Below are 22,644 nucleotides of genomic sequence, written 5' to 3'. Positions count from 1 at the left end.
GCTAGGGTGCGGCGATGGACGAGCTGAAGGAGCTGTTCCGGCGGGCCGCCGACCACGCGGCCGACTACCGGCGGTCGCTGCCGGACCGCCCGGTCGGGGTGCCGGTCGACCAGGCGGCGCTGGCCCGGGCGTTCGCCGCCCCGCTGCCGGCCACCCCGACCCCGCCCGGGCGGGTGCTGGCGGAGCTGGTGGCCGCCGCCGAACCCGGCCTGGTCGCCACCGCCGGCCCGCGCTACTTCGGCTTCGTGGTGGGTGGCGCCTCCCCGGCCGCCACCGCCGCGGACATGCTCGCCGTCGGATGGGACCAGATCGCGTTCAACGCCGTCACCTCGCCCGCCGCGGTGGCCGCCGAGACGGCCGCCGGGACCTGGCTCAAGGACCTGCTGGGTCTCCCGGCGTCGGCGTCGGTCGGCTTCGTCACCGGCGGGCAGGCGGCCAACACCGCCGGGCTCGCCGCCGCCCGGCACCGGGTGCTCGCCGACGCCGGCTGGGACGTGGAACGACGCGGGCTGACCGGCGCACCGCCGGTGCGGGTGTACGCCGGCGTCGAACGCCACGCCACGATCGACCGCTCGCTGCGCCTGCTCGGCCTCGGCACCGACGCGGTGCGGGAGGTGCCCGCCGGCCCGCAGGGCGCGATCGACGTCGACGCGCTGGCGGCGGCGCTGCGCGACGCCCGGCCCGGCCCCACCGTCGTCTGCCTCCAGGCCGGCAACGTGAACACCGGCGCCTGCGACGAGCTGCGGCGGGCGTGCGACCTGGTCCACCGGCACGGCGGCTGGGTGCACGTGGACGGCGCGTTCGGGCTGTGGGCCGCCGCCAACCCGGCCACCCGGCACCTGGTGGACGGCGTCGAGGCGGCGGACTCGTGGGCCTGCGACGGGCACAAGTGGCTGAACCTGCCGTACGACACCGCGTTCGCGTTCTGCGCCCGACCCGACGCGCACGCGGCGGCCATGGCGTTCGCGGCCGCGTACCTCGTGGGTTCCGGTGGTGTGCCGGCGGGCGCGGACCTGACCGCGGAGTCCTCGCGGCGCGCCCGTGGCTTCGCGGTCTGGGCCGGGCTGCGGGAGCTGGGCCGCGACGGTGTCGCCGCGCTGGTGCAGCGGTGCTGCGCGCTGGCCCGCCGGTTCGCCGACGGGCTGGCCGAGGCCGGGTTCGAGGTGGTCAACGACGTGGTGCTCAACCAGGTCCTGGTGGGCTTCGGCGACGACGCGCGCACTGACCGGGTGGTGGCCGCGACGCAGGCCGACGGGACGTGCTGGGTGGGCCCGACGACGTGGCGGGGGCGGCGGCTGATGCGGATCTCGGTGTCGAACGCGACCACAACGGAGGCCGACGTGGACCGGTCGGTGGCGGCGATCGTCCGCCTCGCCGGACATCGGGGCCCCTACTGAGTGCGAGAGGTTGGTAGCGTGGCGCTCACCACTGTCCCCCGGGGAGGGTCGCGATGTGGGCGGACGAGGCCGCGCTGGACGCGGCGACGCACCGGCTCGACGAGTGGGAGTCGACGCTCGCCGCCCGGGCCGCGCGGGCGACCGCGCTGGCGCAGCGCACGCGGGCGCTGACCGGCACCGCCCGCAGCGCCGACGGCCTGGTCGAGGTCACCGTCGACCCGTCGGGGCTGCTGACCGACCTTCGGCTGGACGAACGCACCCGGCAGCACTCCGCCGCACACACCGCCCGGCAGATCATGACGACCACCCGCGCCGCCCACGCCGACCTGCTGCGGCAGCTCACCGACGCGACCATCGACACGCTGGGCGCGGACGACCCGGCCGCGCGGGCGATCGTGGAGAGCCACCGGCGGCGACTCGACCCCGGCCAGGGCCCGCCGGATGCCCGCCGGTGAACCCCTCCGGGTCGACCCGGACGACCTGACCGCACACGCCGCCCACCTCGACCGCTGCGCCGACAGCATCGACACCGCCGGGCAGGCTGCCCGGCACGTCCGGTTGAGCGCCGACGCGTACGGGCAGCTCTGCGCCGTCATGCCGGTCCTGCTCGACGGCCTCCAACGCACCCTGGTCGACGGCGTCGGCGCCGCCGCCGCCTCGGTCCGCGACACCGCCGACCGGGTACGCTCCAGCGCCGAGCGCTACCGCGCCGCCGACGATCGGGCCGCGCGCCTGCTCGACCGGTCACGGCACCGGCGGTGACCACCAACCCGCTGGTCGCGGGCGCGGCGGACACCGGGCCCGGCACCTGGGCGGGCGTGTGGATCTGCGAGGACATCGAACTCATCGCCCGGGGCGTGCGTACCGGCGACTGGATCGACGGCAGCCTCGGCGTGGTCAGCGCCGGCCTCGACGCGCTCGCCCTCGTCTCCGACCCCGTCGGCGCCCTGCTGCAATACGGCATCGCCTGGCTCATCGAGCACGTCCGGCCGCTCAGCGAGGCCCTGGACTGGCTCGCCGGCGACCCCGCCGAGATCACCGCGCACGCGCAGACCTGGCGTACCGTCGCCGCGTCGCTGCGCGAGGACGCCGCCGAGCTGGCCCACGCCGTACGCGGCGAGGTCGCCGGCTGGACCGGGGTCGCCGGTAGCGGATACCGGAGCTGGGCCGGCGAGCAGCAGCAGGCCCTCACCGGGCTCGCCCAGGGCGCCGAGGCGATGGCCGCGATCACCGAGGGCGCGGCCGGCCTGGTCGCGGCCGTGCGGCTACTGGTCCGCGACGCCGTCGCCGCCTGCGTGTCCCGCCTGATCGGGTACGCGGCCGAGCTGGTGGCGACGGCGGGGCTCGCGACGCCGCTGGTGGTGGAGCAGGTCACCACCACGGTGGCGTCGTGGGGGGCGCGGATCGCGCGGCTGTTGCGCGGGTTGTTGGCGAGCCTGCGGCGGCTGATGCCGCAGGTGCGGCGACTCGGAGAGCTGATCGAGAGGCTCAGGCAGGGCTTGGGTCGGCTGCACCGCCAACCGCCCGATCCACCTCCGTCGCGAAATGCGGAACCGCCCCGGGTGCCACGCGATCCTGATGCCCCCGACTTCAGCAACCCGGAGATCGACTCACGAAAGATCACGGGCTACGCCATGAACCCCGAACATCCCGTGGGCAGGAACAAGTATCGGGTCATCAACGCCGCCACCGGCCTCGGACCCGAGGATGCGATGACGATCGAGCGGCAGATCCGTGACGGCGTTCAGCAGGGGTCGCCGATTCACGGCAAGACCGACCAGTACGGCCAGCGCTGGTCGGTCGACGTGCCCCTGACCGGCCCGACCGGAACTATCCTGGTGCGGACCGCGTGGATCCTCGAAACCGGGGCCACGTCTCCTCCGCGCCTGGTCACCATCTCCTTCCCACCCAAGTGAGGACGAACGTGGATCTGTACGACCTGGTCCAACTCAGGGATGCCCTGCCGCAGGAGAAGCTGCCGGCTGGAGCGGTCGGCACCATCGTCCACGTGTTCCACCGGCCCGAACTCGCCTACGAAGTGGAGTTCGCCGACGAGGACGGCCGAACCGTCAACACTGTTGCCCTGACCCCGGAGAAGCTCTCTCCTGTCTCGGCGAACGGTGCTGGGCGGTAGTCCAGCGTCCGGCGGCGGCCGGTCAGGGGTGAGGTGGCAGTCGGCGCTCAGCTTCGGTCGCGGCGATGTCGATCGAGACGTCATGCCTCAACGCCGTGTCAGTCCGAGAGTGCAGACCCAACTCGACGATCCGGTCGTCTCGGGGGTGCCACGGTCGTTCCGGTGTGGCCCGGCCGAGAATACGTTCGAACGCGTCGATCGCCGGCTTCCACAGGTTCATCCAGTTCCGGCCCGGACCCAGGGTGAAGGTCAGGTGCAGTGAGACCGGCCCCTCCGGAATCGGTTCTGCGCTGCTGAGCTGGTCGTGGATCTGCTGTTTGAAGCCGGCGGACTGACTCGATGCGGTGGTGCGGACCGTGAAGTGGCGATCCGGAGCGAAGTCACCGTGGACCGGCTGTGCCCGGTCCACCCGGAGAAAGGATGTCGACGCCGTCTGCTTGGTGGCCCACGCGCTGACGAACTGTCGTCCCGTCCTCCGGACCAGGTACGAGGCCAGTGGGAACAGGTAATTGTCGAGATCGTGATGGACGAGCAACGGCGTCTCGGCAGGTAGGCCGACGTCGAGCTTGAGCACGAGCGGGCCGGCGAGCGTGTCGAGCCGCGGCCGGACGAGTCGCTCGGCAGCGGCGAGGTACTCCCCGAGCTTCACCTGGTCGGGATGCCCGGACGCGTTCCAACTGGCCAGACGTGGCGGCACTGGAAGGATCAAGGGATCGCCGACCGGCGCGACGTACCGCATGTCACCCTGGCTTCCGATGGTGGTCAAGGCGGTCACGGTTCACCGGTACTGGCGCTGTTGTGCGGCCACGATCTCGCTCCTCAACTCGGGCGGCAGTTCGACCACCTCGACCTGAATGGTGAAGCTCCGTAGTGCACTGGCCGCCCAGGACCGGGCAGTGGTGAAGTGTCGGGCCGCGTCCTCGTCGGACAGGCAGAGCACCATGCGCGGCCGCGCGGGAAGCGTCGAGGCGACGAACAGCAGCCGCATCGCGTCCGCCAGCACCTTGTTCTTCTGCGCGGCTTTGGGTGGCCCCTGGTGCGCCCACACCTCGGCGAGGACGGTCAGCTCCTCGTCTGCGCCGTCGACCTCGACCCGCGCGCCATCAGGCAGCACGAATCTGCGGGGCTGCAGCTTCCGTCCGAGTCGATCACCCAGCAGGGCGAGCATGACTCCTTCGGCACGCCGCTGGGTGGCGCTGTCTCCCGCCGCCGGCTCCGGCAGGATCTCCTGCTCGACCTGCGCGTCCGCCGATTCGGCGCGGAGCTCGTTCACGATCTTGCCGTGGGCCCCGGGGTACCGGCGGAGCCGGCGGCTCTGCTCAAGCCTGCGGCATGCCTGGTTGATCGTCTGTCGCGGCCGCACGTCCAACCGTCGCGCGAGTTCGTCGTCGTCGAGCGGGGCCCGAGCGCGTAGCAGTTCCTGCATGACCCGCTCGGCGATGGTGAGGTAAGCCATGGTCAGCCGCTCTCCCGGTTGCGCGCACTCGACGTCGCACCGGCCCGGCGTGTCGACGCCCCGAAAAGGTCGGTGACGTCGCGGCCGTCGGGCAGCACGTCGGCGAGCCGGATCTGCACCCGTTTGCGCACCACCTCGGTTCCCCGCCCGAACGATCCGGGCATCCGCCGCTTGCGCCACTTCCGCAGTGGTGTGGTCAGCAGCTTCAGACGTGCCTCGGCGGCGATGACGTCGGCGTGGCGCCCCTCGACCACCTTCACCAGTTCCGCGCCGGCGCGCAGGTGCTCCCGTACCCGAGCCGGGCGACCGACCCCGAACTTGAGCAGCCCACGGTGCCGGACCAGGTAGAGCAGGTAGGGGGTGTCCCTCAACGCGGCGAACGACCGGTCGCCCGGCTCCGGCGGGCACTGCGGGCAGGCCCGGTCCCGGCGCTGCTGCCAGCGCCCGCACCGGTCGTGGACGCCCCAGGTGCCGTGGGACGAGGGTCCGGTCCGCTCACCGCACCACGGCAGTCCGTGGACGTCACCGGCGAGGTCGGTCCAGCCGTCCCGGCGACGCCGGTCGAGTTCGCTGCCGAGAGCGACGGCGGCCTGGAACTCCGCGGCGGCGCGTACCGGAATGGGGTCTTCTTCGGTGAGGCCGGCGAACCGGCGGACCTGGGCCGCGAGGGCCGGTTCGTGCGGGACGCGGGCGAGCAGGCGTTCGCCGGCCGCGAGCGCGTAGCCGGCCGAGCGCTCGTCCAGGCAGATGTGGCAGCGGGTCCGCCAGCCGGTGCGGCAGACGCGGCCGGTGCCACAGCGTCGGCACCGGTGGAGCTGCACGCCGCTGTCGTCGGGCAGCTGGTCGAGCCGCTCCATCTGGTCCGCGACGAGGGCGGCGCAGGGGTGGCAGTGGGCGTACCACGCGATGTCCGGTCCGCGACCGCGCGAGTTCGCCCGGCCGTGGACGGTCTCGCCGCAGTTGACGCAGCACACCACCCTGGGCTGCTGCCGGCGGCTCCTCATGCCGTCGGCTTGCCGGCCCGGGCCGCCTTGGCCGCGACGGCCTGCGGCGTGCCGCGCCGACCGCCGGCCGCCCACGAGACGCCGCTGTAGTCGTCCCACCGTCTGTCGAGCGCGGCCGCGTCGGCCTGGTCGTCCGGGGTGACACTGAAGTCGCAGCCGGTCGCGTTCATCTGCGCCCAGACGGCATTGGCGATGTCCGCGTAGCGATTGGGGTCCGCGCACTCGACGCGGATGGTGATCTCGCGCATGTCATCGCTCCACGGGATCGGGCAGCCGCAGGCCGGGGCAGCCGCTGGCGCGGTGGTCAGGTCGGTGCCGCATCCAGAACACGACGTCGAGCACCCGCAGCCGGCTGACCCCGGCCGGCAGTTCGGCCTCCCGGTGCAGGGCGTCGAGCCGTCGTGCCAGGGCGCCGTCGTCCTCGCGGAGCGTGCCGTGCAGCCATTCCCAGAAACCGCTGCGCGTGCCGTAGGCGCAGGACACCACGGCGTCGTACACCGGCACGAGCTTCGGACGCTTGCGGGCGAGCAGCTTGCCGGCGATGACCCAGCCGATGCGGGGCGTGTCACGCAACAGATGCCACGCGGCGTCCGCCGGGCCACCACCGATGACGTACGCGAGCGCGTCGTCCTCACCCAACTCGACGTCCGTGGGGATCGCGAGCAGTTCCGCTGACACCTTGCGGCCGAGCGGACCTTGCAGCAGGTCGAGCCGCTGGGGCGCGGGAATGGCCACGCCGAGCAGCTCGACCGCGACCAGGTCCTCGGCGGTGACGGTGTTCGCCACCTCGGGGCGGGAGCCGCCGCCACCGAGCAGGTCGAACTGGCCGCCGGTGAACGACGCACCATCGGCTCCGTGAAAATAGCGACGGAGATCGCCGACCGAGTCGGGCGCGTCCAGCACGGCCACGATCTCGGCGAGGGTGCGGGGTTGGCTCATGGGTCTCCTTCGGGGCGTTCGCTCCGGTCATGCGGGATGCAATCGGGCCAGCCAACCAGACCCGCGGAGTGGATCAAGTAGTCAGTCAGGAACGCGACTGGTCGTGGACCCGGTCGCCCGTAGCGACCGGGTCGTGTTGGGCCATCCTGGTGGTAACCGAGGTGAGGAGGCATGGTGATCGTCAGCCCGTTACGGCCGGAGGCGACCGGGGACGTGGAACGGTTGATGGCGCTCGGGGAGCCGTACGTGCGTCCGCGCACCTCGTCGGAGTACTGGCTGTACGCGCGGCTCTTCTCGTCGACGTGTCCGGTGGCGGTGTCGGAGGGCACCATGGCCGGCGCGGCGATCGCGTTCCGCAGCCAGGACGACCCGACCGACGTCTACGTGCAGGATGTGGTGGTCCATCCCGACTTCCGTCGGCGGGGCGTGGCCCGGCTGCTCCTCGACTCGGTGCGGGCCCGCGCGGTGGGGTGGGGGTGCCGCCGGCTCTACCTGACCTCGGAGCCGGGGAACCGGGCGGCGCACGGAACGTGGCTCACGCTCGGGTTCCGCAACGTCCCCGGCGACCGGGAGGTCGAGGGGATGCAGGTGTCGTCGAACTTCAAGGGGCCGGGCAAGGACCGCGCCGTCTACGAGCTGCTGCTCAACGGGCGGTCCTGACGCGGCTGTCAGTCGACGACCAGTTCGTCCGAGGCGGGCACCTGGGCCTGGCCGTAGAACCAGCGCAAATGGTCGAGCAGCGCCTCGCGGGCGTCGGTGTCGGCGAGGACGGTCAGCGGGAAGCCCGGTCGCAGGGCGAGCTTGGCGGCGGCGATCTGGACACCCGGCAACTGGTTCAACCGCTGCCGCAGCTCCTCCCGCAGGGCCACCGCGTCGAACGGCGTCCGGATGCTGAGGTGTTGGAAGACGACCTCGCACTTCCCGCTGCTGGGATAGAGCGTCACCGGCCAGATGTTGCCGTACTCGTGTTCCTTCCCCCGGGCAAGGAGGAAGCAGGAGGTCTCGTCGCCGTCGCCGTAGCCCAGGATCCCGCCCATGGTGGTCCACGCGTCGAGCACGACGGCGGTGGCCGTGGCGACCGCCGGCGTCTGGGCTGCGGTGAGTTGTTCCATGAACCGTGCGGCGCGGTCGACGTCGCCGGTGGCGCGACGTCGCGGCTCGGGCAGGTCGGGCGCCGTCACCCCGGCGAGCTGCGCCAACTCCTCGACGGTGAGGCGCTGGGCCTGGTCGGCGCGGCCGTTCTGGTCGAACGTCACGCCCTCGGCGCGCAGCACGTCACGCGGGTCGTCGGTGCGGCCGGGTTCGAGCCACTTGAAGTTGCCCGCGACGACCCCGCCCGCCTGGAGCACCCGGTGGGCGTTCAAGGTGGGGTGGGTGGCCAGCCGGTTGCCCACCGGCTGCGGGGCCGTGCCGATCAGGGCGGCCAGGTCGCCGTAGGTGGTCCACGAACCGGCCGGCAGCTCGGCGAGCGCCTTCGCCAGCACGTCCCAGGGCACGTCGGACTGGTTGCCGGTCTCCTCGGTGGGACCGGGCCAGATGGCGATGATCCGGTCGGCGAGGGCGTCCGCCCGCGCCAGGATCTCCGAGCAGCCCCAGCGCTGCCGGTCGGCGATGTCCCGGCTCAACTGGATGCCACTCTTCGCCAGGGCGATTCGCTTGGCGGCGAACGGCTTGTTGCTCAGCTCCGAGTTGTAGCCGGTGAGGGTCAGGTTCCCCAGCGTGTGCACGAGCCCGTCGTGCGCCTCGTCGGGGGTTTCGTCGGTGTCGAGGTCGGCGGCGAGCATCTGCCGCCACTCGTCGCTGAGGGTCTGCGGCAGCACGTGCTCGATGGTCAGCTTTTCCAGCGCCACCGGCTCCTTGCTGCCGTGGGACTCCTCCAGCCAGCGCAGCACCAGGTTGCGCTGGCTGGCCCGGCCGTTGAGATAGAACGGGATGGTCCGCACCAGAACTCGCAGGCTCGCGTCGGCGGCCCAGTATTTGCGGCCCGTCGACAGGTATCGCCGCACCGCCTCGTGGACCGGCAGGTCCCGGTCCATCTCGGTGACCACGGCGAGCAGGATGCGGTTGATGTTCATCGTGCTCCGGCCGATCAGCAGCCGCCGGACGAAGAAGCTCTCCAGATAGAGCATCGCGGCGGCGATCTGCTCGGAGGTCGCCGTGCCCCGGTCCCGCCGGTCGAGCAGGTGCAGCAGCACCGGGTAGACGGTGGTGGTGCCCCACGCGTTCAGGCGCTCCAACCGCTGCCGTACGGCCGGGTCGTGCTCCTCGGCGGGGTGCAGGATCACCCGCAGCAGGGCGCCGAGCCGGCTGAACCGCTGCACCTCGGCTTCGACGTCCGCTTCGGTCCGTAGCTTCTCGAGGCGGGCCTGCTGGCTCGCGTACGTGTCGGTCTGCTTGACCTTCGGGTCGCGATGGACCAGGTCGAGCCAGAAGAGCAGGACCAGCTCCGTCGGGGTGAACCGCTGCTGCAACGGCAGCCAGAGCGACTCGTAGACGGCCTGCCCCCGGTTGGGCAGCCGCATGAAGATGTAGTTGCGCAGCAGGTCGGCCTGGGTGAGCGTCAGCCCGGTGTTGTTCAGCGACTCGAAGATCCGGTAGACGTTGTCGCCTGGCTTGGCGGTGATCGCCACCAACGCCAGCCCGGTGATCACGGCGCTCTCGATCCGCTCGATGGCGATCGGTTCCTCGGCGGCGCCGAGGCCGTCCAGCGCCTTGGCGAAGAACCGGTATGCCCGACCCACCGCGTTGTCGCCGCCGGCCTGCGGCGTCGACCTCACGCAGGCCACGTACGCGTCCCGGTCGGCCTGGGTGGGGACCAGCTTCAGCCAGCGCTGCTCCTCGAACGGGTTGGTCAGGTACTGCTGGTCGAGCCGCAGCCGGTGTTTCTCGCTCTCATGCTCGGCCCGGCGGTCGCGGATGGCGCAGAGCAGGATGGTCAGCGTGGTGAGCCGCTGCTGGCCGTCCACCACGAGGTATTCGGCGACACCGACCGGACCCATGGCCGGGCTCGGCGCGAGCACCAGCGAGCCGATGAAATGGGTGGCGGACGGATGCTCGGCCCGGTCCCTGGCGAGCTGGCAGACGTCGTCCCAGATCCGTTTCAGTTGGAGCTCGGTCCACGAGTAGGTCCGCTGGTAGAGGGGAACGTGATACTGCTTCGCCCCCTCCAGCAGAGCCTGCAAAGTGGTTTCCTGCGCCGTGACCATCCCGCACCCGTCCCGTTTGGACCCGCCCTTGAGCCGGCAAGACAACCAGATCGAAGCGACCGAGGGCAACATGCGAAGAGGGTTGCCGCGTCGGATAGTCGACAGCCAGCCAGGCGACGCTCAGGTCACTCGTTGTTCCGCACGACGAGCGCCGAGCAGTTCCCACCCGGAGGCCGAGTTGAGTGGACGACGTGGGGAGCCGGCCAGGGCATTCCCGATGCTCGAACTTCGCAGCGGGGACTCCGCAAATCGACTCGACCTGACGGACTACTGGGCTGACTTCGAGGACAGGTTCTGGAGGACGACCGGTCCCGGGTTCTGGAAGCTGGAACGGCAGCAGACCTTCAAGGAGCCCACGGACGAGGGTTGGCGCGCCTTCGCGGCCGGCCGCTGGGAGGAGTCGCTACAGCTCCTCCAAGGGCGCCGCGCCGAGTTCGCGGAGTACTACCGACGCATCAAGGACAGCGGTTTCGCCACCCGGCGGGTGCGGATCGTCGACGAGCCGCTGACGCCCTACCTCCAGTGGGAGCTGCACGTGCTGCGGCTGCGCCACGAGTACGGCGGCCTGACCCGTGTGGTGGACGCGGCAGCGATCGCCCCCGCCGAGAAGAAGGGCGTCCTTCCGGAGCTCTACACCCTCGGCACCGAGGTCATGTACGAAGCCATCTACGACGCCGACGGGGTGCTGACGGCGGCCCGGCGTTGGCTCGACCCGCAACTGGCAGCGCGCTGCCAGGCGTTCATCGAGTCGCTCTACCGCGATGGTGAGCCGCTCGACGAGTTCTTCGCCCGCGCGGTGGCACCCCTGAAGCCACCTCGGCTGACAGCTCGATGAGGGTGCCGGGCATGGCAAGAACCGCACAAATCNCTCGCGGAAGGACCACGCGCGCAGCCAGCACATCTGGGTGATCTCCTACGACGGGCCCGAGTCGTTCGAGGAGGCGAACGCCGCCTACTGGGCCTCGGAGCGCCGCAAGACGCTCGGCCTGGATCCGAGCGACTACCTGGTGCGTGAGGAAACGCGCGAGGTCGAGCAGACGTTGTGAGCCCGGATCGGCCGGTAGCAACGGGCTCGCGGTTCCTCCTCTCAACCGGGGTGCAGCTCCTCGGCCGTCTTGAGGATCAGTCGGCGCGACTCCTCCTCACTCAGCGCCAGCGCATCCAGGCTGGCCCAGGCCCGCTCGTACGCGGCCCACTCCGCCGGCCGGTCGAGATAGAGCGCCCCGGTCAACGACTCGCGGTAGACCACCGGCGGGTCGGGGTCGACGCGCAGCCCCGGCGGGAAGTCCAGCAGCACGAACGGGCCGGCGACCGCCCCGGCGTGCCCACCGGCGGCGAGCGGCAGCACCCGGATCGACACGTGCCGCAGCCGGCCCGCGTCGGCCAGGTGCCGGAGCTGCCCGGCCATGGTCGCCATGTCGCCCACCTGCCGCAGCAGCACCGCCTCGCAGAGCATCACCTCGAACCGGGGCGGTCGGGGCAGCCGCCGCCGGAGCAGGTCCTGCCGGCGCAGCCGCGCCTCGAGCAGCCGTTCCCGCTCCTCGCCGGTCGCGTCGGGGTGGGGCGGGTGGGTCGCGGCAGCGTACCCCCGGGTCTGCAACAGTGCGGGGACCAGCGCCCCGGCGTGCTCGCGCAGCCGGCATGCGGCGGACTCCAGGCCGCCGTAGAGGTCGAACCACTCGGGTACGGGTTCGCCGTACGCGTGCCACCAACCCTTTCCCCGCGTCTCCCCGGCCAGGGCGACGAGTCCGGCGGTCAGTTCGGGCCGCGCGTCGTACAGCTCGCACATGGCTCGCACGTCGACCCCGCGCACCACGCCGAGGCCGCTCTCGATCCGCCACACCTTCTGCCGGCTGCACTCCAACGCCGCCGCCGCGCCGTCCAGCGTCATCCGTGCCTCGGTGCGCAGCTCCCGCACCGTCCGCCCGAGCGCCCGGCGCGGCACCGACGAGCCCGCCAGCTCAGCCATCCGCACGCCTCCCCTCGGCCGGACCACTCCCCCGGCACGATCCGCCGGGCCGCCTGCGGGACGCCCGCGGGCGATAGCGGTCCACACGCTGGTTGCGCGCCGCAGCCGCCAATGACCGCTCGGCCCGCTGGTAGACCTCCGCACCGTCGCACCGCGAGGTCACGATCTCTTCGGGTACGGCAGGCCCCGCCGCCTCGACGGCGCCCTTCCACGACCATCCACCTCGGGCCACTTTACAATTAAACAAGTCAAACATGCTATAGACTTTAAACATGGCATAGGTTGCATGACGTCGTGTTGGCTGTGGTGGAGTCGGCGCATGGTGCCGTACGTGCCGCTGTGGCGAAGAATCCGGCAGGACATCCTGGACCGGATCGATGCCGGACTCCTCAAGCCCGGCGACAAACTGCCGACGACCAGGGAGCTTGCTGAGCAGTACGACACCTCGGGCGTGACCGTCAGAAAGGCCATCGACATCCTGATCGAGTCGGGCGTCCTGGAGGGCCGACAGGGCATCGGCGTCTTCGTCGCCGGCAGTACGGGACAGAGGCCGTAGGCCTCTGCCCGTGGAGATACTTTCGCTGGTGGCGAGCCAAGAGGTGCAGAACATGCTTGGCGTCTCACGTACGCGCGCCTACCAGATCACCAACTCGAAGACGTTCCCCGATCCGGTGGCAGTGCTGTCCGTCGGCCGCATCTGGCTGACCGAGGACGTAAAACGGTGGATCCGCGACCACCGCCCCGACCTTCAAGACGGCTCGAAGTAGGCGTTCCAGCACGCCAACCCGGGCCAGCGACGATGTCCTCCCCCGCTCCGCCTGGCGAGTTCTTCCACATTGCTACACGAGGTAGGCCGGTCTGCCCGTGGACGAGGCACGGCAGTCGGCAGGCGATGCCCTCCCGGTTCGCATCGGGTGATCAGCACGGCTGTCCAGCCGGCCGATCGGCGGTCACGCCGCCACTTCCGCAGGAATGCGATCTGCCCATGAAGACAGTTCCGACCCTGACCCTTGTCTCCAACCTGACAAGGCCGGTTACGAGGCCCGCACGGCCAATACCGTCGACGGGACTCGCGGCACGGTGTCGCAGGCGACTTGTGGGGATCTCATCATGACCTTTCCTGGCCAACCGAGCCAGAATCAACCGTACGGGCCACCACCCGGGGGGCCACCGCCGCTTGTCGGCGCGCCTCCGATGATGCCGCCCTCCGCCGCACCGACGGCTCCCCGTCGACCGGTCTGGCTGATCCCCGTTCTTGTCGGCGCGGGAGCCATGGTCGCTCTCTGCTGCGGGCTGGGCGTGGTTGGTGCCGTCACAGGGGATTCAGCACCAACCGACAAGACGTCCAACCAGGTGGCGGAGGCGCAGGCGGCAAAAGGCTCACCCGACTCGACGACGTCCTCCACGGTCGCGCCGGAAAGCAGTGCAGCCCCTCCTGGCAAGGCAGCACCGTCAAAGCCCTCCGTGGCCGGACCCAAGGCCTACGGGATCGGCGACAAGGTTCGTGGCGGCGACTTCGAGTTCACGGTGAACGGGCTGAAGTGCGGGATCAGCCAGGTCGGTGATTCGTTCCTGAACCAGAAGGCGCAGGGTAGTTTCTGCCGGATCACCATCACGGTGAAGAACGTGACGAAGTCCCCGCACCTGTTCCATGCTGACGGAACGATCACGGCACAGGATGCCAGTGGCCGGAAGTACAGCGCCGATGGCGAGGCCGGCATCTACGGGAACAAGGACGGCAGCGGTTTCCTCGATGAGATCAACCCCGGCAACTCCGTGAAGGCGAATGTCTTCTTTGACGTACCGAAGGGGACAAAGCTGAAGACGATCACCTTCGACGCCGGTCTCTTCACACTCGCCAAGGACGCCGTCGTGACCCTGTGACAGGCCGCTTCCCGTCAGGTCGTTCGTCTCGCCCGTGCCAGACTGCGGGGATGAACGACCTGACGGCTCGGGTACGAGCGTTCGCCGAGGAACGTGACTGGCAGCAGTTCCACAAGCCGAAGAATCTCGTCATGGCGCTTGCCGGCGAGGTCGGCGAGCTGGTCGCCGAGTTCCAGTGGCTGACGCCTGAGCAGGCGGGTGCGGTGATGGACGACGCCGAGGCTGGCGCCCGGGTCCGGGCGGAGATCGGCGACGTCATGATCTACCTGACCCGGTTGGCGGACGTCCTCGACATCGATCTGGAGGAGGCGGCCCTGGCCAAGTTGACCGAGGTCGCCGTCCGCTATCCGGCCGAGAAGGTCCGCGGCTCCGCAGCCAAGCGGTAGCGGAGCGTGCGGAGAGTTGATCTCTTCGCTACAGTCCCACCCGTACAGGCGCGTAACGACGGGCTTCCGGTCGCGGCCGGACATGCCCCCCATGCGCACGATCACTTCGTGCTGCCCGGGGGCAAGTCTTGTCAGCGTTCCGCACCTCCGCCGATGGTCTACTGCGCTACGCGACCGGCGGCGGCCTGGCCGACCGGATCGCGGAGCACATCGGACATCATGTGAGCCCAGCCGAACGCCGGTCCTGGGAGCGCAGCCTGCCCGTGCTCGGGCAGGACCTGGCGGACGCCGGCCTCGGGCAGGTCGAGATGCTGGTGGAGTACCAACTCCCGCTGACCAGCAAGCGGATCGACGTGGTCCTCGCCGGCACACACCCGAGGACCGGCGAGGACTCCTACGTGGTGGTCGAGCTGAAGCAGTGGTCCCGAGCCGAGTCGTACGAGGACTCAGACCGCCTCGTCCTGGTCGAGCACGCCCCGGGCCCCCGGCTGCATCCCGGCGTGCAGGTCGCGGACTACTGCGAATACCTCGCCGATTTCCTCGGCGTGCTCGCGCACGCCCGCAACCCGATCGCCGGTGCCGCATACCTGCACAACGCGGTCGACCGAGACGTGTCCGACCTCCTTCTGCGGCGGCCGACGGAGCAGAGCCGGCTCTTCACCAAACAGCGCCGGGGTCAGTTCCTCGACTACCTGCGCAGCCACCTCGCTGCGACGTCCGGGGCGGCCGCCGCCGACCGCTTCCTCACCAGCTCGGTCCGGCCGAGCAGGCACCTGCTGTCGTACGCGGCGGCGGAGCTGAAGGAACGGTCCCACTTCACGCTGCTGGGCGAGCAGCGATTGGCGTACGAACTGGTGCTGCACGCCGTGGAGCGTTCGCGGAGCGCGGATCGCAAGTCGGTCGTGGTCGTCTCGGGCGGGCCGGGCAGCGGCAAGAGTGTGATCGCACTGTCGGTACTCGGTGAACTCGCCCGGCAACAACGTTCGGTCATGCACGCCACCGGCTCACGGTCGTTCACGCAGACGCTCCGTCGTTACGCGGGCAAGGGCTCGACCCGCCTGAAAAGCCTCTTCGGCTACTTCAACAGCTTCATGACCGCCGAGCGCAACGGCCTCGACGTGCTGATCTGCGACGAGGCACACCGCATCCGCGAGACGTCGGTCAACCGGTTCACCCCCAAGGCGAAGCGGGAGCGGGCCCGCCCGCAGATCGACGAGCTGATCGCCGCCGCCCGGGTGCCGGTCTTCCTGCTCGACGAACACCAGGTGGTCAAGCCGGGCGAGCTGGGCAACGTCGAGGTCATCTCCGCGTACGCGAAGCAACTCAACCTGGACGTCGAAGTGGTGTCGCTGCACGACCAGTTCCGGTGCGGCGGCAGTGAGGCGTACGAGGAATGGGTCCTCGACCTGCTCGGCCTCGACGGTGGTCAGCCCTCCGTTTGGACCGGCGACGGACGTTTCGACCTGCGGTTGGCCGAGTCGCCGGAAGAGATGGAGACGTTCCTCGCCGCGAGGCAGGCTGCCGGGGAGACGGCCCGCATGTCGGCCGGCTACTGCTGGCCCTGGAGCGATCCGCTACCGGACGAGTCCCTGGTGCGGGATGTGCGGATCGGCAGTTGGGCGCGGCCGTGGAACGTCAAGAGCGACCGCAGCGTCGGCGACGCTCCCGGCAGCGCGTTCTGGGCCACCGACCCCGACGGGTTCGGGCAGGTCGGGTGCGTGTACACCGCGCAGGGCTTCGAGTACGAGTGGTCCGGCGTGATCCTGGGACCGGACCTGGTCGCTCGGGATGGACGGCTGGTCACCCAGCGGACGGAGTCGAAGGACCCGGCCTTCCGCAGCCGTAAGTCGCTCGACGATGCTGAGGCCGACCGTCTGATCCGCAACACCTACAAGGTGCTGCTGACCCGAGGGATGCGCGGCACCATCCTCTACTCCACCGACGCGGAGACGCGACACTGGCTCAGGTCGCTGGTCCGGGTGCGGCGAGGTCTGGAGACCGTGTACGAAGGGTGACGCATGCCCTTGCACGACGACTCCGCCTGGTAGTTGGCTCATCTGCATGGCTCGCATCGCGTACGACGACACCGACGCGGAAGCGTTCGCCGCGACCCGCCACCTCACCGACGACGGGCTGACCGCCTGGCGGGCCGCCGTCGCCCGGCACCTCGTCCCCGGGCCGGGTCGGCGCCTGTTGGACCTGGGCGCCGGCACCGGAAGCTGGGCCCAAGCGTTCACCGCCTGGTTCCCCGGCCTGGACGTCGTAGCGGTGGAGCCGTCGGCGGCCATGCGCGCCCGCGCCACGTTCCGGCCGGTCCTGGCCGGCGACGCCGGACACCTTCCGCTCCGGAACGGCAGCGTCGACGGGGCGTGGCTGTCCACGGTGATCCACCACGTGCCGGACCTGGCCGCCGCGGCGCGGGAGCTGCGCCGGGTGGTGCGGCCCGGCGCTCCAGTGCTGATCCGGTCGGCGTTCGCCGGGCGGCACGCGGGGATCACGCTGTTCCGCTACTTCCCGGAGGCCGTCCGCGTGCTCGACACCTATCCCGGCGTCGACGAGGTTTCGGCCGCGTTCGCCGAGGCCGGTTTCGCCACCTCGACGGTCGAGCCGGTTCCGCAGGTCACCGCGGCGTCGCTGCGGGAAGCGGCGGTCGAGCTGCGCCGGGAGGCGCACACGCCGCTCCAGTTGATCACCGACGAGGAGTACGCCGCCGGCGTCGCGCGCCTGCGCGGGGCCGCCCGCGTCGAGACCGGGCCGGTGGTGGACGCGTTGGACCTGCTGGTCGTGCGCTGACGACGGCGCCGGGTGCGCGCGTGAGTTGTTCGTGCTGTCAGCTCGACAGCGACCATCCACGCCACCTACCGGCCGGTCAGGACGAGCAGCCATGACCGACCGCACTTTCCGCCATTGGCGTCGAAAGTCCGTACCGACACACCGAAAGGCATAGACGTATCGACATGTCTTTTGTAGCGTCGGCGCAGCATCCGGCGAAAGGAGCACCGTCATGTGCTACGGATTCGACGGCGAGGCCGCGCTACGGCGGTCCCTCGACCGGCGCGACCTGCTGCGCGGCTCGCTGGCGGCGCTGGCCGGCGTCGGGCTGGCGGCGGGGCTCGGCGCGACCGGGCTCGGCGCGACCGCGGCCCAGGCCGGCGGCGGGCACCCACACGGCCGGCGGCATGTGCCGAAGGAGCTGATCAGCCTCCAGCTCTGGACGGTCCGCGACGCGCTCAACGGCTCCCCCGGCTACGATGCGACGCTGGCCCACCTGGCCCGGATCGGCTATCCGAGGGTGGAGTTGGCGCTCGGCTACTTCGGCCGCACCGCGCGACAGCTACGCCGCTTCCTCGACGGCATCGGCATCCGGGCCAGCTCCAGCCACGACGGGATCGCCGCCGACGCCGCCGGGCTGGCTCAGAAGATCGAGAACGCCCGTACGCTGGGCCAGCGGTTCCTGGTGGTGCCCTACCTGAATTCCGAGCGTGAGGACGACTGGAAGCGCTGGGCGGAGCAGATGAACGTGGAGGCCGCCGCCGCGCGCCAGGCCGGCCTGCGGTACGGCTACCACAATCACGCGCACGAGTTCACCACCGACCTCGGCAACGGCCGGCGGCCGTGGGACGTGTTGATCGAGGAACTCGACCCCCGGCTGGTCCATCTGGAGATCGACATCTACTGGGCGGTCACCGGCGGCATCACCTCGGGCGACGGTGCGCGGGACCCGGAGGGCTTCACGCTCGACGTGATCCGGTCCGCGCCGCAGCGGGTCCTGCAGTACCACGTCAAGGATCGCGACCCGGCCACCGGCGACATGGCCGACCTGGGCACCGGGACGATCGACTTCGCGCGGATCTTCCGCGCCCATCCGGTGCGGGAGTACATCGTGGAGAACGACACCCCCGACGTGACCCCGCAGCAGACCGCCGCCGTCGGCTACCGCTACCTGCGCCACCTGACCTACTGACAGGGCGGCGGCGGGTCAGCGCGCGTCCACTTTGGCGGTGCTGCCGCGCAGCACCACCTCGCCGCTCATGCGCAGGATCCGCCGGCGTCGGCCGGTGTTCTCGGTCAGCGCCATCTCCATCGCCTTCTCGCCGAGCTGGTGCAGCGGCAGCGCCACGGTGCTCAGCGCCGGGGTGAGGTCGCGGACGATCGGGATGTCGTCGAAGCCGGCGACGGAGACGTCATCGGGCACGGCGAGCCCGTGGTCGCGCAGCGCCGCGCAGGCGCCGATGGCCATCACGTCGGTCAGCGCGAACACGCAGGTGGCGTCGAGGCCGCGGGTGAGCAGCGCGGTCATGGCCTGGTAGCCGCCGTCGCGGGTGAACGGGCCCTCGACCACCTGGGCGGGGTCGAGCGTGACACCGGCGGCGGCCAGCTCGTCGCGGAAGCCGCCGAACCGGTCGGTGACGGTGGTGAGCGCCCGGGGGCCGGCGAGCACCGCGAAGCGGCGGTGGCCCAGGCCGAGCAGCGCGCGGGCCAGGGCCGCGGCGCCGGCCCGGTTCTCCGGCAGCACGCTGTCGACCTTGAGGCTGCGGTGCCGGCTGACGACGGCGACCCGGCCGCCACCGTCGAGGTAGGGCTTCAGCTCGGCCTCCAGGGCCCGCTCCCAGCGCGGGTCCTCGAAGCCGGAGCCGATGAGCAGGATGGCCGGGGCGCGCTCGGCGCGCAGCATCGACACGTACGCGATCTCCCGTTCCGGGTCGCGGAACGTGCTGCCCAGCATGACCAGGAGGTCGTTGGCGCCGGCGACCCGCATGACGCCGCCGGCGACGGCGGCGAAGTAGGGGTCGGTGACGTCGTGGCAGATCACGCCGACGGTGCGGTGGGAGGCGCCGGCCAGCGCGCGGGCGTGGGCGTTCGGGGTGTACGCGAGCCGCGCGGCGGCGGCGAGGACGCGGTCGCGCAGCTGCGGGGTGACCCGCATGCCGTTGAGCGCCCGGGAGGCCGTGGCCAGCGAGACGTCGGCCGCCCTGGCCACGTCCTCCAACGTCACGTGCGTGCGTGACTGCATCGATGTGTCTCCCCCGCCGAACGTCTTGACCCGGTGTGCGGGCGTGGCTACCGTAACATTCTGAAAGCGCTTACTGAAAGCGCATTCAGGGCCGGGAGGGGCACACGTGGAGCGCACAACGGTCGGGATCATCCTCAACGGCGTGACCGGGCGAATGGGATACCGGCAGCACCTCGTCCGGTCCCTGCTCGCCCTGCGCGAGCAGGGTGGACTGCCCGCCCGCGACGGCAGTCGCATCTGGCCGGAGCTGACCCTGGTGGGCCGCAACGAGGCCCGGCTCGCCGAGATCGCCGCCCGGCACGGGCTGACGTCCTACACCACCGACCTGGCCGCGGCGCTCGCCGACGACGCCCACCAGGTCTACTTCGACGCCCAGGTGACCGCGCAGCGGGAGAAGGCGGTCCGGGCCGCGATCGAGGCCGGCAAGCACGTCTACACCGAGAAGCCGCTCGCCGAAGGGCTGGCCGGGTCGTTGGAGCTGGCCCGGCTCGCCGCCGTCAAGGGCGTCAAGCACGGCGTGGTGCAGGACAAGCTGTTCCTGCCCGGGCTGCGCAAGCTCAAGCGGCTGGTCGACGGCGGTTTCTTCGGCCGGATCCTGTCGGTGCGCGGCGAGTTCGGCTACTGGGTGTTCGAGGGCGACTGGCAGGCCGCGCAGCGGCCGAGCTGGAACTACCGCGCCGAGGACGGCGGCGGGATCACCGTCGACATGTTCCCGCACTGGCACTACGTGCTGGAGCAGATCTTCGGGCGGGTCGCCGCCGTCACCGCGGTCACCGCCACGCACATCCCCGAGCGGGTCGACGAGGCCGGTGTCGCCTATCCGGCCACCGCCGACGACGCGGTGTACGGCATCTTCGAGCTGGCCGGCGGTGTCATCGCCCAGATCAACTCCTCCTGGGCGGTCCGGGTGTACCGGGACGAGCTGGTCGAGTTCCAGGTCGACGGCACGCACGGCAGCGCGGTCGCCGGGCTGCGCGAGTGCCGCATCCAGCACCGAGGCACCACCCCGATGCCGGTGTGGAACCCGGACCTGCCGGTCACCGAGCCGTTCCGGGCGCAGTGGCAGACCGTGCCGGACAACGCCGACTACGACAACGGCTTCAAGGTGCAGTGGGAGGCGTTCCTGCGGCACGTCGTCGACGACGAGCCGTTCCCGTGGGACTTCCTGGCCGGGGCGCGCGGCGTGCAGCTCGCCGAGGCCGGGTTGCGCTCCGCCCGCGAGGGCCGGCGGGTCGCCATCGAGGAGATCGACCGGTGACCGCACGGATCACCCTGCCCGTCCCGGGCGGCGGCACCGAGGCGCTGACCCTGCGCGAGCCGGCCGGATGGCAGCGGCCGTCCGCGCCACCGACCAGCCGGATCGCGTACGCGGCGGCGCACGTCGTCGCCGACCCGCACGCGGACAACGCCCCCGGCGCTCCGGCGCGGCTGGACTGGGACGCCACGCTCGCGGTACGGCGCGACCTCTGGTCCTGGGGGCTCGGTGTGGCCGAGGCGATGGACACCGCGCAGCGCGGCATGGGGCTGGACTGGGCGGCCACCCGGGAGCTGATCCGGCGCAGCGCCGCCGAGGCCGCCGCCTGCGGTGGGCGCATCGTCGCCGGGGCGGCCACCGACCAGCTCACCGGCGTGCCCGACACGCTCGACGAGGTCGCCGCCGCGTACGCCGAGCAGGTCGCGTTCGTGCAGGGGTGCGGCGCGGTCGCGGTGGTGATGGCCAGCCGGCAGCTCGCCGCGCTCGCCGCCGGAGCCGACGACTACCGGCGCGTCTACGACCGGGTGCTGCGGTCCGCCGACGCGCCGGTGGTGCTGCACTGGCTCGGCGACATGTTCGACCCGGCGCTGGCGGGCTACTGGGGCTCGACCGACCTGGACGAGGCCACCACCACGTTCGTCGCGCTGGTGCACGCCCACGCCGACGTGATCGACGGGGTGAAGGTCTCCCTGCTGGACGCTAGACGGGAGGTGCGGCTGCGTGAGCTGCTGCCGCCGACCGTGAAGGTCTACACCGGCGACGACTACCACTACCCGGAGCTGATCGCCGGCGACGGCACCCGGTCCAGCCACGCGCTGCTCGGCGCGTTCGCGGCCATCGCCCCGGCCGCGTCGGCGGCGCTGCGCCGGCTCGACGACGGCGACCCGGCCGGATTCCGGGCGGTCCTCGACCCGACCGTGCCGCTGTCCCGGCACCTGTTCGCCCCGCCGACGCCGTACTACAAGACCGGCATCGCGTTCCTGTCCTGGCTCAACGGGCGGCAACCCGGCTTCACCATGGTCGGCGGCCTGCACGGCGGGCGCAGCGTCCCGCACCTGGTCGAGGCGTTCCGGCTGGCCGACGCCGCCGGGCTGCTGCTCGACCCGGAGCTGGCGGCCGACCGGATGCGCGGCTACCTGGCCGTGGCGGGGGTGACCGGATGACCGCCGACCCCCGGCTGGCGAAGCTCTCGCTCAACCAGCGCACCACCGAGCGCTGGTCGGTGCGGGAGGCGGTCGACGGTTGCGTGCGGGCCGGTATCCCGGCGATCGGGCTGTGGCGCGAGCCGGTCGCCGAGATCGGGGTGCCGGCCGCGGCGAAGCTCGTCGCCGACGCCGGGCTGCGGGTGTCGTCGCTGTGCCGGGGCGGGTTCCTCACCGCCGCCGACGACGCCGGGCGGGCCGAGGCGCTGGCCGACAACCGACGCGCCATCGACGAGGCCGCCGGTCTCGGCACCGACTGCCTGGTGCTGGTCGTCGGCGGCCTGCCGCCCGGCTCCCGCGACCTGCCCGGCGCGCGGCGACGGGTCGCCGACGCGCTGGCCGAACTGGCCCCGTACGCGGGCGAGCGCGGCGTGCGCCTGGCGCTGGAGCCGCTGCACCCGATGTACTGCGTCGACCGGGCGGTGCTGTCCACGCTCGGGCAGGCGCTCGACCTGGCCGAGGCGTTCCCGGTGGCGCAGGTCGGCGTCGTGGTGGACGCGTTCCACGTCTGGTGGGACCCGGACGTGTGGCGGCAGATCGCCCGCGCCGGGGCCCGCATCGCCAGCTTCCAGGTCTGTGACTTCCTCACCCCGCTGCCGGCCGACGTGCTGCTCGGCCGCGGCATGATGGGCGACGGGCACATCGACTTCCCGCCGCTGCGCCGCGCCGTGGAGGCGGCCGGCTACACCGGCGACACCGAGGTGGAGATCTTCAACGCCGAGGTGTGGGCGACCGACCCGGACCGCGTCCTCGCCACCATGGTCGCCCGCTACGTCGAGCTGGTGCTGGCCGACTGAC

26 protein-coding genes are annotated in these 22,644 nt (G+C 71.5%); 18 read left to right on the top strand and 8 right to left on the bottom strand.

Annotation, left to right across the window (positions count from 1 at the left end):
• Positions 1-14: 14 nt before the first annotated feature.
• The 5 genes from B1205_RS01575 to B1205_RS01555 are packed head-to-tail and all read left to right on the top strand — an operon-like array spanning position 15 to position 3,531.
• Positions 15-1,397: a pyridoxal phosphate-dependent decarboxylase family protein gene (locus B1205_RS01575; RefSeq protein WP_089153985.1), complete on the top strand. Its 1,383-nt coding sequence runs from the start codon at positions 15-17 to the stop codon at positions 1,395-1,397.
• Positions 1,398-1,450: 53 nt separating this feature from the next.
• Positions 1,451-1,852, top strand: coding sequence for a YbaB/EbfC family nucleoid-associated protein (locus B1205_RS01570; protein WP_089153984.1), 402 nt, complete (start codon positions 1,451-1,453; stop codon positions 1,850-1,852).
• Positions 1,839-2,159, top strand: coding sequence for a type VII secretion target (locus B1205_RS01565; protein ID WP_089153983.1), 321 nt, complete (start codon positions 1,839-1,841; stop codon positions 2,157-2,159). The genes B1205_RS01570 and B1205_RS01565 overlap by 14 nt, the downstream gene beginning before the upstream one ends.
• On the top strand, positions 2,156-3,313 hold the full coding sequence (locus B1205_RS01560; protein ID WP_254909635.1) for a WXG100 family type VII secretion target: 1,158 nt from the start codon (positions 2,156-2,158) through the stop codon (positions 3,311-3,313). Before B1205_RS01565 ends, B1205_RS01560 begins: the two co-directional genes overlap by 4 nt.
• An 8-nt stretch (positions 3,314-3,321) precedes the next feature.
• The gene (locus tag B1205_RS01555; RefSeq protein ID WP_089153982.1) at positions 3,322-3,531 is read left to right on the top strand and encodes a DUF4926 domain-containing protein; all 210 of its coding nucleotides are present in this window, start codon (positions 3,322-3,324) and stop codon (positions 3,529-3,531) included.
• Positions 3,532-3,553: 22 nt separating this feature from the next.
• On the opposite strand, the gene B1205_RS01550 is transcribed toward B1205_RS01555, so the two are convergent.
• The 5 genes from B1205_RS01550 to B1205_RS01530 are packed head-to-tail and all read right to left on the bottom strand — an operon-like array spanning position 3,554 to position 6,930.
• Positions 3,554-4,306: a hypothetical protein gene (locus B1205_RS01550; RefSeq protein WP_140157958.1), complete on the bottom strand. Its 753-nt coding sequence runs from the start codon at positions 4,304-4,306 to the stop codon at positions 3,554-3,556.
• 3 nt (positions 4,307-4,309) lie between these two features.
• Positions 4,310-4,957, bottom strand: coding sequence for a hypothetical protein (locus tag B1205_RS01545; protein WP_140157957.1), 648 nt, complete (start codon positions 4,955-4,957; stop codon positions 4,310-4,312).
• Between the two features lie 32 nt (positions 4,958-4,989).
• Positions 4,990-5,991, bottom strand: a complete 1,002-nt coding sequence (locus tag B1205_RS01540) for a hypothetical protein (RefSeq protein ID WP_140157956.1) — start codon at positions 5,989-5,991, stop codon at positions 4,990-4,992.
• Positions 5,988-6,239, bottom strand: coding sequence for a hypothetical protein (locus B1205_RS01535; protein WP_089153978.1), 252 nt, complete (start codon positions 6,237-6,239; stop codon positions 5,988-5,990). Before B1205_RS01535 ends, B1205_RS01540 begins: the two co-directional genes overlap by 4 nt.
• 1 nt (position 6,240) lies before the next feature.
• Complete coding sequence (locus B1205_RS01530; RefSeq protein WP_089153977.1) at positions 6,241-6,930, bottom strand: DUF6308 family protein; 690 nt, start codon at positions 6,928-6,930, stop codon at positions 6,241-6,243.
• 171 nt (positions 6,931-7,101) lie between these two features.
• Here B1205_RS01530 and B1205_RS01525 point away from each other — a divergent pair, with 171 nt between their 5' ends.
• A complete protein-coding gene (locus B1205_RS01525) occupies positions 7,102-7,590 on the top strand; it encodes a GNAT family N-acetyltransferase (protein ID WP_254909634.1) in 489 nt (162 codons plus the stop codon).
• Between the two features lie 8 nt (positions 7,591-7,598).
• On the opposite strand, the gene B1205_RS01520 is transcribed toward B1205_RS01525, so the two are convergent.
• Entirely contained in the window at positions 7,599-10,112 is a 2,514-nt protein-coding gene (locus B1205_RS01520) for a GmrSD restriction endonuclease domain-containing protein (protein ID WP_254909633.1), read from the bottom strand.
• Between the two features lie 241 nt (positions 10,113-10,353).
• On the opposite strand from B1205_RS01520, the gene B1205_RS01515 reads away from it, so the two are divergent.
• A complete protein-coding gene (locus B1205_RS01515; protein WP_089153975.1) occupies positions 10,354-10,971 on the top strand; it encodes a DUF6879 family protein in 618 nt (205 codons plus the stop codon).
• 70 nt (positions 10,972-11,041) lie between these two features.
• On the top strand, positions 11,042-11,182 hold the full coding sequence (locus tag B1205_RS29465; protein WP_176308390.1) for a hypothetical protein: 141 nt from the start codon (positions 11,042-11,044) through the stop codon (positions 11,180-11,182).
• Between the two features lie 41 nt (positions 11,183-11,223).
• Here the strand turns inward: B1205_RS29465 and B1205_RS01510 are convergent, their stop codons facing one another.
• Entirely contained in the window at positions 11,224-12,105 is an 882-nt protein-coding gene (locus B1205_RS01510) for a helix-turn-helix domain-containing protein (RefSeq protein ID WP_089154345.1), read from the bottom strand.
• 319 nt (positions 12,106-12,424) lie between these two features.
• On the opposite strand from B1205_RS01510, the gene B1205_RS01505 reads away from it, so the two are divergent.
• The 7 genes from B1205_RS01505 to B1205_RS01475 all read left to right on the top strand — a co-directional run bounded on the left by B1205_RS01505 (position 12,425) and on the right by B1205_RS01475 (position 18,339).
• Entirely contained in the window at positions 12,425-12,661 is a 237-nt protein-coding gene (locus B1205_RS01505; RefSeq protein ID WP_089153974.1) for a GntR family transcriptional regulator, read from the top strand.
• A 28-nt stretch (positions 12,662-12,689) separates the two neighbouring features.
• On the top strand, positions 12,690-12,872 hold the full coding sequence (locus tag B1205_RS01500; RefSeq protein ID WP_254909632.1) for a helix-turn-helix transcriptional regulator: 183 nt from the start codon (positions 12,690-12,692) through the stop codon (positions 12,870-12,872).
• A 505-nt stretch (positions 12,873-13,377) separates the two neighbouring features.
• A complete protein-coding gene (locus tag B1205_RS01495) occupies positions 13,378-13,989 on the top strand; it encodes a DUF4352 domain-containing protein (RefSeq protein WP_254909631.1) in 612 nt (203 codons plus the stop codon).
• Between the two features lie 50 nt (positions 13,990-14,039).
• On the top strand, positions 14,040-14,375 hold the full coding sequence (locus tag B1205_RS01490; protein WP_089153972.1) for a nucleotide pyrophosphohydrolase: 336 nt from the start codon (positions 14,040-14,042) through the stop codon (positions 14,373-14,375).
• 128 nt (positions 14,376-14,503) lie between these two features.
• Positions 14,504-16,390, top strand: a complete 1,887-nt coding sequence (locus B1205_RS01485) for a DUF2075 domain-containing protein (RefSeq protein WP_089153971.1) — start codon at positions 14,504-14,506, stop codon at positions 16,388-16,390.
• A 46-nt stretch (positions 16,391-16,436) separates the two neighbouring features.
• Complete coding sequence (locus tag B1205_RS01480; protein WP_089153970.1) at positions 16,437-17,168, top strand: class I SAM-dependent methyltransferase; 732 nt, start codon at positions 16,437-16,439, stop codon at positions 17,166-17,168.
• 211 nt (positions 17,169-17,379) lie between these two features.
• Positions 17,380-18,339 carry a sugar phosphate isomerase/epimerase family protein gene (locus tag B1205_RS01475; RefSeq protein WP_089153969.1) on the top strand — a complete coding sequence of 320 codons (960 nt, stop codon included), beginning with the start codon at positions 17,380-17,382 and terminating at the stop codon, positions 18,337-18,339.
• 15 nt (positions 18,340-18,354) lie between these two features.
• On the opposite strand, the gene B1205_RS01470 is transcribed toward B1205_RS01475, so the two are convergent.
• Positions 18,355-19,389, bottom strand: coding sequence for a LacI family DNA-binding transcriptional regulator (locus B1205_RS01470; RefSeq protein ID WP_089153968.1), 1,035 nt, complete (start codon positions 19,387-19,389; stop codon positions 18,355-18,357).
• Between the two features lie 106 nt (positions 19,390-19,495).
• Here B1205_RS01470 and B1205_RS01465 point away from each other — a divergent pair, with 106 nt between their 5' ends.
• From B1205_RS01465 to B1205_RS01455, 3 genes are read left to right on the top strand one after another with little or no spacing between them, the layout of a single operon-like run.
• Entirely contained in the window at positions 19,496-20,647 is a 1,152-nt protein-coding gene (locus B1205_RS01465) for a Gfo/Idh/MocA family protein (protein WP_089153967.1), read from the top strand.
• Positions 20,644-21,807 carry a dihydrodipicolinate synthase family protein gene (locus tag B1205_RS01460; protein ID WP_089153966.1) on the top strand — a complete coding sequence of 388 codons (1,164 nt, stop codon included), beginning with the start codon at positions 20,644-20,646 and terminating at the stop codon, positions 21,805-21,807. The genes B1205_RS01465 and B1205_RS01460 overlap by 4 nt, the downstream gene beginning before the upstream one ends.
• Complete coding sequence (locus B1205_RS01455) at positions 21,804-22,643, top strand: sugar phosphate isomerase/epimerase family protein (protein WP_089153965.1); 840 nt, start codon at positions 21,804-21,806, stop codon at positions 22,641-22,643. The genes B1205_RS01460 and B1205_RS01455 overlap by 4 nt, the downstream gene beginning before the upstream one ends.
• Position 22,644 lies beyond the last annotated feature (1 nt).

Source organism: Micromonospora sp. NBS 11-29 (assembly GCF_002140155.1).
Classification (GTDB): Bacteria; Actinomycetota; Actinomycetes; order Mycobacteriales; family Micromonosporaceae; genus Micromonospora.
Note: the sequence above shows the minus strand (reverse complement) of the source record. Positions and strands in the feature narration are given on the sequence as shown.

Excerpts from the sequence above, each read along its gene's own strand:
- B1205_RS01515 (WP_089153975.1), top strand. The coding sequence starts at position 10,354 with ATGCTCGAACTTCGCAGCGGGGACTCCGCAAATCGACTCGACCTGACG.
- B1205_RS01495 (WP_254909631.1), top strand. The coding sequence starts at position 13,378 with ATGGTCGCTCTCTGCTGCGGGCTGGGCGTGGTTGGTGCCGTCACAGGG.
- B1205_RS01535 (WP_089153978.1), bottom strand. The coding sequence starts at position 6,239 with ATGCGCGAGATCACCATCCGCGTCGAGTGCGCGGACCCCAATCGCTAC.
- B1205_RS01525 (WP_254909634.1), top strand. The coding sequence starts at position 7,102 with ATGGTGATCGTCAGCCCGTTACGGCCGGAGGCGACCGGGGACGTGGAA.
- B1205_RS01480 (WP_089153970.1), top strand. The coding sequence starts at position 16,437 with ATGGCTCGCATCGCGTACGACGACACCGACGCGGAAGCGTTCGCCGCG.
- B1205_RS01505 (WP_089153974.1), top strand. The coding sequence starts at position 12,425 with ATGGTGCCGTACGTGCCGCTGTGGCGAAGAATCCGGCAGGACATCCTG.
- B1205_RS01455 (WP_089153965.1), top strand. The coding sequence starts at position 21,804 with ATGACCGCCGACCCCCGGCTGGCGAAGCTCTCGCTCAACCAGCGCACC.
- B1205_RS01545 (WP_140157957.1), bottom strand. The coding sequence starts at position 4,957 with ATGCAGGAACTGCTACGCGCTCGGGCCCCGCTCGACGACGACGAACTC.
- B1205_RS01575 (WP_089153985.1), top strand. The coding sequence starts at position 15 with ATGGACGAGCTGAAGGAGCTGTTCCGGCGGGCCGCCGACCACGCGGCC.
- B1205_RS01510 (WP_089154345.1), bottom strand. The coding sequence starts at position 12,105 with ATGGCTGAGCTGGCGGGCTCGTCGGTGCCGCGCCGGGCGCTCGGGCGG.
- B1205_RS01490 (WP_089153972.1), top strand. The coding sequence starts at position 14,040 with ATGAACGACCTGACGGCTCGGGTACGAGCGTTCGCCGAGGAACGTGAC.
- B1205_RS01565 (WP_089153983.1), top strand. The coding sequence starts at position 1,839 with ATGCCCGCCGGTGAACCCCTCCGGGTCGACCCGGACGACCTGACCGCA.
- B1205_RS01570 (WP_089153984.1), top strand. The coding sequence starts at position 1,451 with ATGTGGGCGGACGAGGCCGCGCTGGACGCGGCGACGCACCGGCTCGAC.
- B1205_RS01470 (WP_089153968.1), bottom strand. The coding sequence starts at position 19,389 with ATGCAGTCACGCACGCACGTGACGTTGGAGGACGTGGCCAGGGCGGCC.
- B1205_RS01475 (WP_089153969.1), top strand. The coding sequence starts at position 17,380 with ATGTGCTACGGATTCGACGGCGAGGCCGCGCTACGGCGGTCCCTCGAC.
- B1205_RS01530 (WP_089153977.1), bottom strand. The coding sequence starts at position 6,930 with ATGAGCCAACCCCGCACCCTCGCCGAGATCGTGGCCGTGCTGGACGCG.
- B1205_RS01540 (WP_140157956.1), bottom strand. The coding sequence starts at position 5,991 with ATGAGGAGCCGCCGGCAGCAGCCCAGGGTGGTGTGCTGCGTCAACTGC.